At 70.9% G+C, this 15,618-nt stretch carries 7 protein-coding genes and 2 rRNA genes; 7 read left to right on the top strand and 2 right to left on the bottom strand.

Translation table 11 applies throughout. The features are described 5' to 3' along the window. The 3 genes from ACFWPT_RS08490 to ACFWPT_RS08500 form a co-directional block, all read left to right on the top strand. Window positions 1-1,028, top strand: a 23S ribosomal RNA gene (locus ACFWPT_RS08490); the annotation flags it as partial. A gap of 87 nt (window positions 1,029-1,115) precedes the next feature. Next, window positions 1,116-1,232: ribosomal RNA gene (gene rrf / locus ACFWPT_RS08495) — 5S ribosomal RNA — on the top strand. A gap of 98 nt (window positions 1,233-1,330) precedes the next feature. Then, window positions 1,331-2,176, top strand: coding sequence for a phosphatase PAP2 family protein (locus ACFWPT_RS08500; protein WP_079135872.1), 846 nt, complete (start codon window positions 1,331-1,333; stop codon window positions 2,174-2,176). On the opposite strand, the gene ACFWPT_RS08505 is transcribed toward ACFWPT_RS08500, so the two are convergent. Further along, entirely contained in the window at window positions 2,169-2,732 is a 564-nt protein-coding gene (locus ACFWPT_RS08505) for an acetate uptake transporter (RefSeq protein WP_380480604.1), read from the bottom strand. The two genes, ACFWPT_RS08500 and ACFWPT_RS08505, sit on opposite strands and share 8 nt — an antisense overlap. 304 nt (window positions 2,733-3,036) lie before the next feature. Further along, window positions 3,037-5,598, bottom strand: coding sequence for a SpoIIE family protein phosphatase (locus tag ACFWPT_RS08510; RefSeq protein WP_380480606.1), 2,562 nt, complete (start codon window positions 5,596-5,598; stop codon window positions 3,037-3,039). Between the two features lie 570 nt (window positions 5,599-6,168). Between ACFWPT_RS08510 and ACFWPT_RS08515 the strand changes: the two genes are divergently transcribed. The 4 genes from ACFWPT_RS08515 (at window position 6,169) to ACFWPT_RS08530 (ending at window position 15,571) form a co-directional block, all read left to right on the top strand. Further along, window positions 6,169-10,677, top strand: coding sequence for a HAMP domain-containing protein (locus tag ACFWPT_RS08515; protein WP_380480689.1), 4,509 nt, complete (start codon window positions 6,169-6,171; stop codon window positions 10,675-10,677). A 294-nt stretch (window positions 10,678-10,971) separates the two neighbouring features. Next, a complete protein-coding gene (locus ACFWPT_RS08520) occupies window positions 10,972-11,610 on the top strand; it encodes a response regulator (protein WP_063351395.1) in 639 nt (212 codons plus the stop codon). 146 nt (window positions 11,611-11,756) lie between these two features. Then, window positions 11,757-14,444 carry a DNA translocase FtsK gene (locus ACFWPT_RS08525; protein ID WP_380480608.1) on the top strand — a complete coding sequence of 896 codons (2,688 nt, stop codon included), beginning with the start codon at window positions 11,757-11,759 and terminating at the stop codon, window positions 14,442-14,444. Window positions 14,445-14,707: 263 nt separating this feature from the next. Beyond that, on the top strand, window positions 14,708-15,571 hold the full coding sequence (locus ACFWPT_RS08530) for a RodZ domain-containing protein (protein ID WP_363374410.1): 864 nt from the start codon (window positions 14,708-14,710) through the stop codon (window positions 15,569-15,571). Window positions 15,572-15,618 lie beyond the last annotated feature (47 nt).

Raw genomic sequence — 15,618 nt, forward strand, 5'->3', positions numbered from 1 at the left:
GGCGAAGCTGAGAACTTAAGCGCCAGTAAACGGCGGTGGTAACTATAACCATCCTAAGGTAGCGAAATTCCTTGTCGGGTAAGTTCCGACCTGCACGAATGGCGTAACGACTTCTCGACTGTCTCAACCATAGGCCCGGTGAAATTGCATTACGAGTAAAGATGCTCGTTTCGCGCAGCAGGACGGAAAGACCCCGGGACCTTTACTATAGCTTGATATTGGTGTTCGGTTCGGCTTGTGTAGGATAGGTGGGAGACTTTGAAGCAGCAACGCCAGTTGTTGTGGAGTCGTCGTTGAAATACCACTCTGGTCGTGCTGGATGTCTAACCTGGGTCCGTGATCCGGATCAGGGACAGTGTCTGGTGGGTAGTTTAACTGGGGCGGTTGCCTCCTAAAGAGTAACGGAGGCGCCCAAAGGTTCCCTCAGCCTGGTTGGCAATCAGGTGTTGAGTGTAAGTGCACAAGGGAGCTTGACTGTGAGACTGACGGGTCGAGCAGGTACGAAAGTAGGGACTAGTGATCCGGCGGTGGCTTGTGGAAGCGCCGTCGCTCAACGGATAAAAGGTACCCCGGGGATAACAGGCTGATCTTCCCCAAGAGTCCATATCGACGGGATGGTTTGGCACCTCGATGTCGGCTCGTCGCATCCTGGGGCTGGAGTAGGTCCCAAGGGTTGGGCTGTTCGCCCATTAAAGCGGTACGCGAGCTGGGTTTAGAACGTCGTGAGACAGTTCGGTCCCTATCCGCTGTGCGCGTAGGAGTGTTGAGAAGGGCTGTCCCTAGTACGAGAGGACCGGGACGGACGAACCTCTGGTGTGCCAGTTGTCCTGCCAAGGGCATGGCTGGTTGGCTACGTTCGGGAGGGATAACCGCTGAAAGCATCTAAGCGGGAAGCCTGCTTCGAGATGAGCACTCCCACCTCCTTGAGAGGGTAAGGCTCCCAGTAGACGACTGGGTTGATAGGCCGGATATGGAAGCCCTGTGAGGGGTGGAGTTGACCGGTACTAATAGGCCGAGGGCTTGTCCTCAGTTGCTCGCGTCCACTGTGTTGTTCTGAAACAACGACCCCAACCCGTTTGGCTACGGGGTTGGTGCGGTTGACAGTTTCATAGTGTTTCGGTGGTCATAGCGTGAGGGAAACGCCCGGTTACATTCCGAACCCGGAAGCTAAGCCTTACAGCGCCGATGGTACTGCAGGGGGGACCCTGTGGGAGAGTAGGACGCCGCCGAACAATCATTCCAAAAAGACCCCCTCCCGTTCGGGAGGGGGTCTTTTTGCGTTAACCTCTGCCGACACACGAACCAGAGTTTGTCGGAGAGGCGCGATCCGTTGCAGAACCTGACCCTTACCTGGCAGTCCGCCGGGGGCGCCGCGGTCGCTCTCTACGGCGGGGCGTACGCCGCCGCCAGGGTCCGGAAGCCGTCCCTGTCGGCGCTGCTGCGGGAGGCCGGCACGCTGCTGGCGCTGTTCGCGCTCTGGCAGCTGGTGGGCCACCTCTCGGTGATGAGCGGAGACCACGCGCTGGACCGGGCGGATTGGATCCACCGCACCGAGTCGGCGATCGGTCTACCGGACGAGGCGTCCTGGCAGGCGGCCGTCACGCCGTACCCGGTGCTGGTGAGGCTCGCGAACTACTACTACGCGGCGATGCACTTCGCGGTGATGCTGGCGGTGCTGCTCTGGGTGTTCGTGCGGCACCGGGAGCGGTACGCGTGGGTGCGGAACACGGTGGTGATCACCACGGCGGTCTGTCTGCTGGTGCAGTTCATCCCGGTGGCGCCGCCCCGGATGCTGCCGCAGCACGGGTTCGTCGACGTGGCCGCCGAGTACGGGCAGTCGGTGTACGGGGGCGCGATGGGTGGTGTGGTGGTGGCCGACCAGCTGTCGGCGATGCCGTCGGTGCACGTCGCGTGGTGCGTGCTGGCGGCGGTCGCGGTGGTGCGGGTCTCGCGGAGTCCGCTGCGGTGGGTGATGGTGCTGCACCCGGTGCTGACCGTCGCGGTGGTCGTGGTGACCGCGAACCACTTCTGGGCGGACGGCATCGTCGCCGTCGTGATCCTGCTGCTCGCGTACGCCGCCCAGGCCCTGGTGGCACGTCGCCGGGGTCGGGCCTCCGTCGACACGGAGGTCCGACCCCGGTACGCCGCGGCGGATCAGCCGCAGCGGGTCATTTGACCGGCAGGGCCATCCTGCCCCAGGAGCCGTTGCTGAGCGCGGAGGTGGCCCAGTACCAGGCGGTGAGCCCGGAGACGGCCGCGACCCAGCCGGCGAACTTGGCGAGGCCGCTGTAGCCGCCGAAGACGGCGATGGCGTTCAGCAGCAGGGACAGCGTGAGCAGGCCGTAGACGGCGCGGTTGAACAGGCCCGCGCCCCAGCTGGCGGCGGTCAGGGTGAGGGCGAGCAGGGCCCAGAGCAGGAGGAACAGGCCGGCGGCGTTCTTGCCTGCCCCGCCGGCCGTCGACCAGGTCGCCCAGAAGGCGCCGAGGCTGGTGAAGGCCGTTCCGGTGAAGCCCTCGCCGCCGCGGAGCTGCCACAGGCCCGCGATGAAGAGGGTGACTCCGCCGACCAGATGGGCGAGGTGTGCCGCGTCCCCGACCCCGGTGCCGCTGAAGACGCCGGTGGAGAGCAGGCCGTAGGCGAGCAGTGTGAGGCCGAGTGCGAGGTAGCCGAGGTTACCCGCGTCGGCTCCGGTGGAGCGGGCGTTCGTTGCCCCGGTAGCTTCGTTGCTCACCGGAGGCTCCTTTCACTTTGGGCGCGCGCAGGGCGCAGTCAACGCAGTGGTGTGGTCCGATGAGGTGGATGCGCGCGACCGCGCCGAGGGCGCACGGCTGGAGCGTGCGCGGGCTGCGGTCAGAAGTGATGGGTCGGCGGGAGAGCCGCCGGTCCTGTCCCCGCCGGGGGATTCCCCGGTGAGATCGGTGTACCCGGACGTACTCGCTTGTACCCTTGTGAATATAACAATTTGTGACGATGTCAGCTGTGGAACGCTCAGGGCCGACCGGGGAGCCAGGGGCTGACCGAGAGGCGGTGTCGGCTCACGAGGCGCGCTGGGTCGGCACCCGCAGGGTCAGGATGGCCATGTCGTCGGACGGCGGTTCCGGGGCGAAGCGCTCGACGGCGCGCTGCACCCGCATCGCGACCGCTCCGGCGGTCAGGCCGGTACAGCCGGTGAGCACCTCGGCGAGGCCGTCGTCGCCCAGCATCCGGCTGCCCTCGCGGCGTTCGGTGACGCCGTCGGTGACGCACAGCAGGACCTCGCCGGGGGAGAGCACCAGGCGCTCGGCGGTGAGGTCGAGGTCCTCCATGACGCCGAGCAGCGGCTGCGGGGTGGCGGCCCGGTCGACCTGGCCGTCGGTGCCCAGCCGGAGCGGCAGCGGGTGGCCGGCGCAGACCAGGGACAGTTCGATGCTGCCGTCCGGGCGGGGCGTCAGTTCGCCGTAGAGCAGGGTGAGGAAGCGGCTGCGCGAACCCTCGTCCAGGATGGCCGCGTTGAGGCGGCGGAGCACCTGCGGTGCGTCCAGGCCCTCGCGGGCGAGCAGGCGCAGCGAGTGCCGGGCGAGGCCGGTGACCGAGGCGGCCTCGGGGCCGGTGCCGCAGACGTCGCCGATGGCGAAGCCGTAGGTGCCCTCGCGGATGGTGAACAGGTCGTAGAAGTCGCCGCCGACCTCGTTGCCCTCGCCGGCGGCCTGGTAGTAGACGTCGACCTCGACGCCCGGGATCTCGGGCAGGTCCGGCGGCAGCAGGCTGCGTTGCAGGGCCTGACTGGTGGCGGTGCGCTCGGAGTAGAGGCGGGAGTTGTCGAGTGCGAGGGCGGCCCGGCGGGAGAGGTCCTCGGCGAGTTCGAGGATCTCCTGGCGGAACCGGACGCCGGCCGGGACGCCGAGCGCGAGCAGGCCGATGACCCGGTTGCGGGCGGTCAGCGGCAGGACGACGGTCTCGCCGAGCAGTCCGGCGAGTTCGGGGCTGTCGGTGAGGCCGCCGGCGGCGGCGGTCTCGGCGGGCGCCGACCAGAAGCGGACGCCGTGGGTCGGGCCGGCGTCGGGGGCCGGGGTCTTGTCGAGCAGGTCGCGCAGCGGGTCGATCCGGTCCTCGTCCTCGTGCAGGACGAAGGCGAGGCCGGCCGCGGCGCCGTGGTCGCCCTTGGTGTAGACGGCGCACCAGGAGGCGAGGGTGGGGACGGCCATCTGGGCCATCAGGGCGAGGGTCTGCTCGTGTTCGAGGGTGCCGGCGAGCAGGTCGGAGGCCTCGACGAGGAAGGACAGCGAGCCCCGGCGGAGTCGTTCGAGCTCGGTCAGCCGGGTGCTCTCGACGGCGAGGGCGACCCGGTCGGCGGCGAACTGCAGCCGCAGGGCGTCCTCGTTGTCGTAGCGGCCGGGCGCGGCGGTGGCGATGCCGAGCGAGCCGATCAGCCGGCCCTCGACCTTGAGCGGGACGGTGACCAGGGAGCGCATGCCGCTGCCGGTGAGCAGGGGCAGGCCGGTCGGGCGGGCGGTGAGGTCCTCGTGGACGGAGGGCAGCCGGGCGGAGTCGTAGCGGCTGCCGGTGTCGACCGGGAAGCGGGTGTGCCGGCGGTGTCCGGAGGTGAAGCCGGTGGCGGCGCGGACCTCGAACTCGGTCTCGTCGTCGGTGGTCAGCAGCAGGTACGCGGCGTCGGCGTCGAGCAGGTCGCGGGCGCGTTCGACGGTGCGCTGGAGCAGGGTGTCGAGGTCGTCGGTGGCGACCGGGCCGGCCAGCAGGTCGAGCCGGGGGCCGGTCGGGTCGGAGCGCTCGCCGGGCAGGGCGCGGGCGGGGGAGCGAAGCACCGCGCGGTCGGGTTCGAGGACGAGCAGGCAGAGGGTGGAAGGGACGCCCTCGGTGTCGCGTACGCGGACCTGGACGCCGTACACCTCGACCTCGTGGCCGTCCGCGCGGCGGACGCCGTAGCCGCCCTCCCAGCGGGCCAGCCGCAGGGTGTCGGCGAGGCCGAGGCCGCGGCCGGCGGACTGCGGCCAGACGGCGAGGTCGGCCCAGGGGCGGCCGAGGACGGTGGCGGCGGGGTACTGGAAGAGCGCTTCGGCGTCCGGGTTCCAGGCGAGGACGCGGCCGTCCTCGTCGAGCTGGACGACGGCGACGTGCACCGGGCCGGGGCCGCTGGGCAGGTCGCTGCCGGGGGTCGCGGGGACGGCGTAGCGGGTGCCGGCCACGGGGGCGGGCAGGGCGAGCCGGAACCAGACGGTCTTGCGCCCGGCCGCGTACTCGACGCCCCAGCGCTCGGCGAGGGCGGAGCACATCAGCAGGCCGCGGCCGCCCTCGCCGTCGGGGTCGGCGTAGCGGTCGGAGGCGGTGACGGGGCCGTCGCCGAGGGAGGGCAGGCCGCGTTCGGGGTGGTGGTCGGTGACTTCGATCCGGACGGTGCCCTCCTCACGCAGGCAGCACACCTCGGCGGCGGTGCCGGCGTGGACGACGGCGTTGGTGACCAGTTCGCTGACCAGGACGACGGCGTCGTCGACGACCTCGGGCAGACCCCAGCCGAGCAGCGCGTCCCGTACGAAGCCCCGGGCGGCGGCTGCGGACCGGCCGTCGGGGTCGAAGGTGGCGGCTGCGCGCGCGGTGACCACGTTGCCACTTCTCCTCTGCTGCTCTGGCCTTGACTGTCCGGGGCGTGGCGCCGACTCCCGGTGCGTGCCGCCGGGGTGGCGGCGCTGGGTCGGGTCATGGCCCGGTGCAGCGCTCCACCCTACTTTCCGCTTGGTTCCCCGTGGGGGCGGGGCGTTGAAACAGGCACCTGAGAGTGATTCTGCCCACCTGTTTCGGACGGTCGGCTACCAACCGGGCGCAACCGGCCGTATACCCGGCGCCGGTGCTGCCAGACTGGGGGGTCCGCGACGGCCGGTCGGAGCAGTACGGTCGATGCGGGTGCCGGTGTGCCGTGTGGGGCGCCGGTACGCAGCCCGACCGGGCCGGTGCCCCGGTGCGTGCCGTACCGGCACGGACGGTCACCGGAAAGTTCACGATGTGGGAGGGGCCCGTTGAGTTCGGCCACCAAGGACGCAACCGGTACGACGCCGCCCGTTCCGCGCGGTGGGCGGTCCGGGACCGCGCCGCGGAACGCGGCCGGCCGGCGAGTGAGCCACAACCGGGGGGCGGAGCCGGCCGAACTGCGAAAGCTGTTGGCCGCGCTGACCGCGATGCGGGACGGCAACTTCCGCCGCCGGCTGACGGTTCCGGGGGACGGTCCGCTGGCGGAGATCGCCGCGGTGTTCAACGAGGTCGCCGAGCGCAATCAGCACCTGACCGGCGAACTGGCCCGGGTGCGGCGGGCGGTGGGCCGCGAGGGCCGGCTGAACGAGCGGCTGGAGACCGGCGCGGGCGAGGGCGCCTGGATGGCGGCCGTCGACAACTGCAACGCGCTGATCGACGATCTGGCCCGTCCGATGGCCGAGGTGGGCCGGGTGCTCTCCTCGATCGCCGAGGGCGACCTGGACCAGAAGATGGAGCTGCGCTCGCTGCACAGCAACGGGGTGAGCCACCCGCTGCGCGGCGAGTACCTGAAGATCGGCCGGACCGTCAACGGGCTGGTGGACCAGCTCTCGGAGTTCACCGACGAGGTGACCCGGGTGGCCCGCGAGGTGGGCACCGAGGGCAAGCTGGGCGGCCAGGCCAAGGTCCGTAGTGTGTCCGGCAGTTGGAAGGACCTGGCGGATTCGGTCAACACCATGGCCGGCCGGCTGACCGCGCAGGTGCGCAACATCGCCCAGGTGACCACCGCGGTGGCCAAGGGCGACCTGTCCCGCAAGGTCACCGTCGAGGTGGCCGGCGAGATGCTGGAGCTGAAGAACACCGTCAACACGATGGTGGACCAGCTGAACGGGTTCGCCGCCCAGGTCACCGGGGTGGCCAGGGACGTGGGCACCGAGGGCCGGCTCGGCGGTCAGGCGCAGGTGCCGGGCGTGGCCGGGGTCTGGCGGGACCTGACCGACTCGGTGAACTTCATGGCCGACAACCTGACCGGCCAGGTACGCAACATCGCCCAGGTGACCACGGCGGTGGCGCGCGGGGACCTCTCGCAGAAGATCGAGGTGGACGCGCGCGGCGAGATGCTGGAGCTGAAGAACACCATCAACACGATGGTCGACCAGCTCTCCGGCTTCGCCGAACAGGTGACCAGGGTGGCTCGCCAGGTGGGTACCGAGGGGCGGCTCGGCGGTCAGGCGCAGGTGCCCGGGGCGGCCGGGGTGTGGCGCGATCTGACCGACAACGTCAACTTCATGGCGAACAACCTCACCGATCAGGTGCGCAACATCGCGCAGGTGACGACCGCGGTCGCCAAGGGCGACCTGTCGCAGAAGATCCAGGTGGACGCGCGCGGGGAGATCCTGGAGCTGAAGAACACCATCAACACGATGGTGGACCAGCTGGGGGCCTTCGCCGACGAGGTCACCAGGGTGGCCCGGGACGTCGGCACCGAGGGCATCCTCGGCGGTCAGGCGAGCGTGCCCGGGGTGTCCGGGACGTGGAAGGACCTGACCAACAGCGTCAACCTGATGGCCAACAACCTGACCAGCCAGGTCCGCAACATCGCCGAGGTGACCACGGCGGTGGCGCGCGGCGACGTGTCGAAGAAGATCACCGTCGACGCCCGGGGCGAGATCCTGGAGCTGGTGACGACCGTCAACACCATGGTCGACCAGCTGTCGGCGTTCGCCGACGAGGTGACCCGGGTCGCCCGCGAGGTGGGCACCGAGGGGATCCTGGGCGGCCAGGCGCGGGTGCGCGGGGTGTCGGGGATCTGGAAGGACCTGACCGACAACGTCAACTTCATGGCGTCCAACCTGACCGGGCAGGTCCGCAACATCGCCGAGGTCGCCACCGCGGTGGCCCGCGGCGACCTGTCCAAGAAGATCACCATCGAGGCGCAGGGCGAGGTCGCCGCCCTCGCCGGGACCTTGAACACCATGGTCGACCAGCTCTCCTCCTTCGCGGTGGAGGTGACCAGGGTGGCCCGCGAGGTCGGCACCGACGGCACCCTGGGCGGTCAGGCGAGCGTGCCGGGCGTGGCCGGCATCTGGAAGGACCTGACCGACAACGTCAACCTGATGGCCAACAACCTCACCGGCCAGGTCCGCAACATCGCGCTGGTGATCACGGCGGTGGCCCGCGGCGACCTCTCGCAGAAGATCGACGTCGACGCGCGCGGCGAGATCCTCCAGCTCAAGACCAGCATCAACACCATGGTCGACCAGCTGTCCGCGTTCGCCGACGAGGTCACCCGGGTCGCCCGCGAGGTGGGCACCGACGGGCGGCTCGGCGGCCAGGCCCGGGTACCCGGCGTGGACGGCACCTGGCAGGACCTCACCGAATCGGTGAACGAACTGGCCAACAACCTGACCCGGCAGGTGCGCGCGATCGCCCAGGTCGCCACCGCCGTGACCAGGGGCGACCTGAGCCTGCGGATCGACGTGGACGCCGCGGGGGAGCTCGACGAGCTCAAGGACAACATCAACCAGATGATCGCCAACCTGCGCGAGACCACCCGCACCAACCAGGAGCAGGACTGGCTCAAGACCAACCTGGCCCGGATCTCAGGCCTGCTCCAGGGCCGCCGGGACCTGGAGGCCGTCGCCTCGCTGATCATGACCGAGCTGACCCCGGTGGTCTCCGCCCAGCACGGCGCCTTCTTCCTCGCCCAGCCGGCCGGCCGCACCGCCGAGCTGATCACCGAGGACGACGACGAGAACGACACCGTCCTGCGGCTGATCGGCAGTTACGGCTACCAGCGGCGCGCGATGCCGACCACCTTCCGGCCCGGCGAGTCGCTGATCGGGCAGGCCGCGGTGGAGAAGCGGGCGATCATCCTCAAGGAGGCGCCGCCCGGATACCTCAAGATCGCCTCCGGCCTCGGCGAGGCCTCGCCGGCCCACATCGTGGTGCTGCCGGTGCTGTTCGAGGGCCGGCTGCTGGGCGTGATCGAGCTGGCCACCTTCAGCTCCTTCACCACCGTCGCGCTGGACTTCCTCAACCAGATCGCCGACCTGATCGGCGTCACCGTCAACACCATCAGCGTCAACACCAAGACCGAGGGTCTGCTGCTGGAGTCCCAGCGGCTCACCGCCGAACTCTCGATGCGATCCGCCGAGTTGGAGGCGCGCCAGGAGGAACTGGAGCGTACCAACGAGGAGTTGCAGGAGAAGGCCGAGCAACTCGCCCAGCAGAACCGCGACATCGAGATCAAGAACAGCGAGATCGAGGAGGCCCGGCAGGTCCTGGAGGAGCGCGCCGAGCAGCTCGCCCTGGCCTCCCGGTACAAGAGCGAGTTCCTCGCCAACATGTCGCACGAGCTGCGCACCCCGCTCAACTCGCTGCTGATCCTGGCCAAGCTGCTCTCCGACAACAACGAGGGCAACCTCTCGCCCAAGCAGGTCGAGTTCGCCGACACCATCCACGGCGCCGGCTCCGACCTGCTCCAGCTGATCAACGACATCCTCGACCTCTCCAAGGTCGAGGCCGGCAAGATGGACGTCCGCCCGGCCCGGATCGCCCTGGTCCAGCTGGTCGACTACGTCGAGGCCACCTTCCAGCCGGTCGCGCTGGACAAGAACCTGGACTTCGCCGTCCGGGTCTCGCCCGCCCTGCCGGTCACCCTGCACACCGACGAGCAGCGGCTCCAGCAGGTGCTGCGCAACCTGATCTCCAACGCCGTCAAGTTCACCGACGCCGGCGCGGTCGACTTCTCGATCTCCCCGGCCGGCGCGGAGGTCCCGCAGCACGTGCGCGAGCGGCTGCTGGAGTCCGGCTCGATCAAGGACCCGGACGACGAGCTGATCGCCTTCGCGGTCTCCGACACCGGCATCGGCATCCCCGGCAACAAGCTGCGGGAGATCTTCGAGGCGTTCAAGCAGGCCGACGGCACCACCAGCCGCAAGTACGGCGGCACCGGGCTCGGCCTGTCGATCAGCCGCGAGATCGCGCGGCTGCTGGGCGGCGAGATCCACGCCGAGAGCGAGCTGGGCAAGGGCTCCACGTTCACGCTCTACCTGCCGCTGCGCACCGAGGCCCCGGGCGCGACCCAGGTCGAGCGCCCGGCCGTGTCGAGCGTCCCGACGCTGCGCGCCTCCGTCGGCGTGACCCCGATCGGGGTGCCCGTGCCGGTCGGCGAGAACCCGGCCGACCACTGGGCCCAGGAGGTCCGCGAGCTGGCCGAGGAGCGCCGCCGCGGAGCGGTGGAGCGCCGGCGCAGCGCCGCCCTGGACGCCGCCGCCGGGGCCCGCCCGGTGGAGCCCGCCCCGCCCCGCCCCAGCCGCAGCGACGTGCGCTTCGACGGCCAGCAGGTGCTGATCGTGGACGACGACGTCCGCAACGTGTTCGCCCTCACCAGCGTGCTGGAGCAGCACGGCCTGACCGTCCTGTACGCCGAGAACGGGCGCGAGGGCATCGAGATGCTGGAGCAGCACGAGAACGTGGCGCTGGTTCTGATGGACATCATGATGCCGGAGATGGACGGCTACGCGACCACCGAGGCGATCCGCCGGATGCCCCAGTTCGCGGGCCTGCCGATCATCGCGCTGACCGCGAAGGCGATGAAGGGCGACCGGGAGAAGTCGCTGGAGGCGGGCGCCACCGACCACATCACCAAGCCGGTGGAGACCGACCACCTGCTGGCGGTGATGCGCGAGTGGCTGCGGGCGGACCGCGCGTAGCGCCGGGGGAGGGCGCGAACTCCGGGGCGGGCTCCGGGGTTCGCGCCGTCCGGTGGGCCGGTTTGCTGGCGGTCGGGCCCGGGAACCCGGTAGGGTCACCGATCGTTGCGAACAGTGACCGGACGGCGACACGCTGCTGAGCGTGCGCCGGAGCACTGGCCGCGCGCCGCTCCGGATCGGGTCACGACGGAGCGATGTGCCGGGCGAGGGGGTGCGGCTAGCATGACCGGGGTAGCGGTGGGCAGGACGCGAGTGCCATCACCGGGCGGCAGGCAGGCGACAGGAGGGCGAGCCCTGATGCAGAAGGCGAAGATCCTCCTGGTCGACGACCGACCGGAGAACCTGCTGGCGCTGGAGGCGATCCTCTCCGCGCTGGACCAGACGCTGGTGCGCGCCGTCTCCGGCGAGGAGGCGCTCAAGGCGCTGCTCACCGACGACTTCGCGGTGATCCTGCTGGACGTCCAGATGCCCGGGATGGACGGCTTCGAGACGGCCGCCCACATCAAGCGCCGCGAGCGCACCCGGGACATCCCGATCATCTTCCTGACCGCGATCAACCACGGACCGCACCACACCTTCCGCGGCTACGCGGCCGGGGCCGTGGACTACATCTCCAAGCCCTTCGACCCGTGGGTGCTGCGCGCCAAGGTCTCGGTCTTCGTCGACCTGTACGTGAAGAACTGCCAGCTGAAGGAGCAGGCCGCGCTGCTGCGGCTGCAACTGGAGGCGGGCGGCGGCGAGCCGCCCCTGGGCGGGGCGCTGCTGGGCGAGCTGTCCGCGCGGCTGGCGGCGGTCGAGGAGCAGGCGGAGGCGCTGGGCAAGCAGCTGGACGGCGTCGAGGACGCCGGGGTGGCGGCCACCGCGGCGCACCTGGAGCGCAAGCTGGCGGGGCTGCGCCGGGCCCTGGACGCGCTCCGGCCGGGAACCGCGTAACCGGTCGGCGGGGTTCACTCCTGCGGGTGAATTTCTGGCGCGGCCGGGTGAAACCGGGTCAGCGTGACGGTGTGTCTGCGACACGTCCCTGAGCCCCGGCTCGGGCACATGTGCACTGGTGGCCCACCCCGGTAGGCTGCTGACCCATGGCCACTCGTACGCCCGGAAGCGCGGCACGCAACCCGAGTCCGGGACCGTCCAAGAAGGCCGCGGCGAAGGCCCCGGGCAAGCCGCCCGCGAAGAAGGCGGCGGCCAAGAAGGCGGCCCCGGCGAAGAAGGCGGCGGCCAAACCGGCCCCGCCGTCCCCGCCGCCGCCCAAACCGATACTCTTCCGGGCCGTCCGGGCCGTCTGGCTCGGCGTGGCGAACAGCATCGCCGCGATCTTCCGGGGCTTCGGCGACGGGGCCAAGAACCTCCACCCGGCCCACCGCAAGGACGGGCTGGGCCTGCTGCTGTTCGCACTCGCGCTGGTGACCGCCGCCGGCACCTGGTTCAGCCCGCAGGGCTGGCTGGGCGAGGCGGCCACCGCCGTGGTGTCCGGGCTGTTCGGGCGGCTCGACGTGCTGGTGCCGTTCCTGCTGGCCGGGATCGCGGTCCGGCTCTGGCGCCACCCGGAGCTGCCGGAGGCCAACGGCCGGATCATGATCGGCCTGAGCGCGCTGCTGGTCGGCGTCCTCGGCCTGGTGCACATCGGCTGCGGCGCGCCCATGATGGGCAGCGGCGCCTCGCGGATAAGGGCGGCCGGCGGGATCATCGGCTGGGCCGTGTCCACCCCGATGATGGCCGCCGCCGGGCCGGCGCTGGCCGTGCCGCTGCTCCTGCTGCTGTCCTTCTTCGGCCTGCTGGTGGTCACCGCCACCCCGGTCAACCGCATTCCCGAGCGGCTGCGGTCGGCCGGCGTGCGCCTCGGCGTGGTGGAGCCCGGGCCGGAGGACGAGCTGCGCGAGGGGCGTACGCCGGAGCGCGACCTGTCCACCGAGCCGCCCGAGGACGCGGACCCCGCCGCGCTGCCGTTCACCGTGGGCAGCGAGGACCCGGGCGACGAGGTGGCCGCCCGCCGTCGGCGCCGCCGCCGCAAGCCGGCGGACGACGAGGACCAGCCCGGCGCCGTCCGGGTGTCCCTGGACAAGGAGCCGCTGGACCCGTACGCCACCCGCGACCTCGCCGCCGGCGCCGCCGCCGACCTGGACGGGGCACTGGTCTACGGCGTGCCCGCCTCCTCGGCGGTGGCGAACATGATGCACCAGGTGCAGGACCGCACCGCCCCGCCGGAGGAGGCCGCCGTCCCGGCCGCCCGCAGCGCGGGCCCGGGCGCGCCCGAGGAGCACGGCCCGGCCCCGGTGCGGATGGAGCAGCTCCAGCTGGCCGGCGACGTCACCTACGCGCTGCCCCCGCTCGACCTGCTGGAGCGCGGCGGCCCGGCCAAGGCCCGCAGCGCCCTCAACGACGAGGTGGTGGCCCAGCTCAGCAGCACCTTCGCCGAGTTCAAGGTGGACGCCAGGGTCACCGGCTTCACCCGGGGCCCGACGGTGACCCGCTACGAGGTCGAGCTCGGCCCGGCCGTCAAGGTGGAGCGGATCACCGCGCTCGCCAAGAACATCGCGTACGCGGTGGCCAGCGCCGACGTGCGGATCATCAGCCCGATCCCTGGCAAGTCCGCGGTCGGCATCGAGATCCCCAACCGGGACCGCGAGATGGTCAACCTCGGCGACCTGCTGCGCTCGCGCACGGCCGCCGAGGACACCCACCCGATGGTCGTCGGCATGGGCAAGGACGTCGAGGGCCAGACCGTGATGGCCAACCTCGCCAAGATGCCGCACATCCTGGTGGCCGGCGCGACCGGCGCGGGCAAGTCGTCCTGCATCAACTGCCTGATCACCTCGATCCTGGCCCGGGCCACCCCGGACGAGGTGCGGATGGTGCTGGTCGACCCCAAGCGGGTCGAACTGACCGCCTACGAGGGCATCCCGCACCTGATCACGCCGATCATCACCAACCCGAAGAAGGCCGCCGAGGCCCTCCAGTGGGTGGTCCGCGAGATGGACCTGCGCTACGACGACCTCGCGGCGTTCGGCTTCCGGCACGTGGACGACTTCAACGCGGCGGTGAAGGCCGGCACGGTCACCCCGCCGCTCGGCAGCGAGCGCGAGCTGACCCCGTACCCGTACCTGCTGGTGATCGTCGACGAGCTGGCCGACCTGATGATGGTGGCGCCGCGCGACGTCGAGGACTCGGTGGTCCGGATCACCCAGCTGGCCCGCGCGGCCGGCATCCACCTGGTGCTGGCCACCCAGCGGCCCTCGGTGGACGTGGTCACCGGTCTGATCAAGGCCAACGTGCCGTCCCGGCTGGCCTTCGCGACCTCCGCGATGGCCGACTCCCGGGTCATCCTGGACCAGCCCGGTGCGGAGAAGCTGATCGGCAAGGGCGACGCGCTGTTCCTGCCGATGGGCGCCGGCAAGCCGATCCGCCTCCAGGGCGCGTTCGTCACCGAGGCGGAGATCGCCGCGGTGGTGCAGCACTGCAAGGACCAGCTGACCGCCGTCTACCGGGACGACGTGACGGTCGGCGGCGGGGCCAAGAAGGAGATCGACGAGGAGATCGGCGACGACCTGGACCTGCTGATCCAGGCGGCCGAGCTGGTGGTCTCCACCCAGTTCGGCTCGACCTCGATGCTCCAGCGCAAGCTCCGGGTCGGCTTCGCCAAGGCGGGGCGGCTGATGGACCTGATGGAGTCGCGCGGGATCGTCGGGCCGAGCGAGGGTTCCAAGGCCCGCGACGTCCTGGTGAAGCCGGACGAGCTGGACGGGGTGCTGGTCGGTCTGCGCGGCTGACGACCCGCGCCTGCGACGAGTGTTCACCCGTTCGGAGGAGGGTAGGCGCGTGAAGGGGAACCGAACGCCCGTACGCCGCGTCACAGGCCGGAAAGCGAACCCCCCGGGTTCCCCGCGCGGGCCCGCTGACGGCCGTTCAGCGGGGTGCCGGGCACCCGTCGGGGCGGGCGCGCGCATTCGGGCCTGTTCCGCTTGAGAAACGATCCGCCCGCGCCCCTAGACTGTTCCCCAGCAGGTGGCCATCCGCTCGAAAGGCGTGCCCCGTGACCATCGGCAAGTCCCCCGACCGCGAGAACGCCCCGTCGTCCGTCGAGCCGACCGACGACGCGGTGCAGGCGGCCGATGCCCCGAGCATCGGCCGGGTGCTGTCCACCGCCCGGATCGAGGCCGGGCTCACGGTGGACCAGGTGAGTACGGCGACCCGGGTCCGGGTGCCGATCGTCCACGCCATCGAGGAGGACGACTTCGGCCGCTGCGGCGGCGACTTCTACGCCCGCGGGCACATCCGCGCGATCGCCCGCGAGGTCGGCGTCGACGGCGAGGCCCTGATCGCCCGGTACGACGCCGCGCACGGCGGCTCGCCCGCCTCCAAGCGGCCGACCCAGCTGATCGACAGCGGCCCGATCAAGGTGCCCGGCCGCGGCCGGCCGAACTGGGCGGCGGCCATGGTCTCCGCGATCGTCGTGGTGGTCGTCCTGATCGGCTTCAACCTGGTCAGCGGCAAGGACGGCCACACCGGCACCGGCTCCGCCAGCGCGCCGCTGCCCAGCGGCTCCGGCACCGGCTCGGTCGCCTCCGTGCCCTCGCCCACCGTGCAGCCGCCGGCGCCCGTGCCGAGTGCGGCCGCGATCGCCGCCGTCCCGGCCGACAAGGTCACCGTGAAACTGGTCGCCGAGGGCAGCACCAGCTGGGTGTCCGCGGTGGACGGCAGCGGGAAGTCGCTGTTCCAGAACAACATCAGCGACGGCCAGGACCAGACCTTCACCGACCCCAAGCAGATCAAGCTGGTGCTCGGAAACGGCGGGGCCGTGCACGCGTACGTCAACGGCAAGGATCTCGGCCTCCTCGGCAAGGACGGCCAGGTGGTGCACGTCACGTACACCCCCGGCGATCCGCAGGCGGGCTGACCACAGGCCTGCGGAGGCCCTGGAGAGCGCCCCTGCGGCCTGGCGAA

The organism is Kitasatospora sp. NPDC058478 (assembly GCF_042720345.1).
GTDB lineage: Bacteria > Actinomycetota > Actinomycetes > Streptomycetales > Streptomycetaceae > Kitasatospora.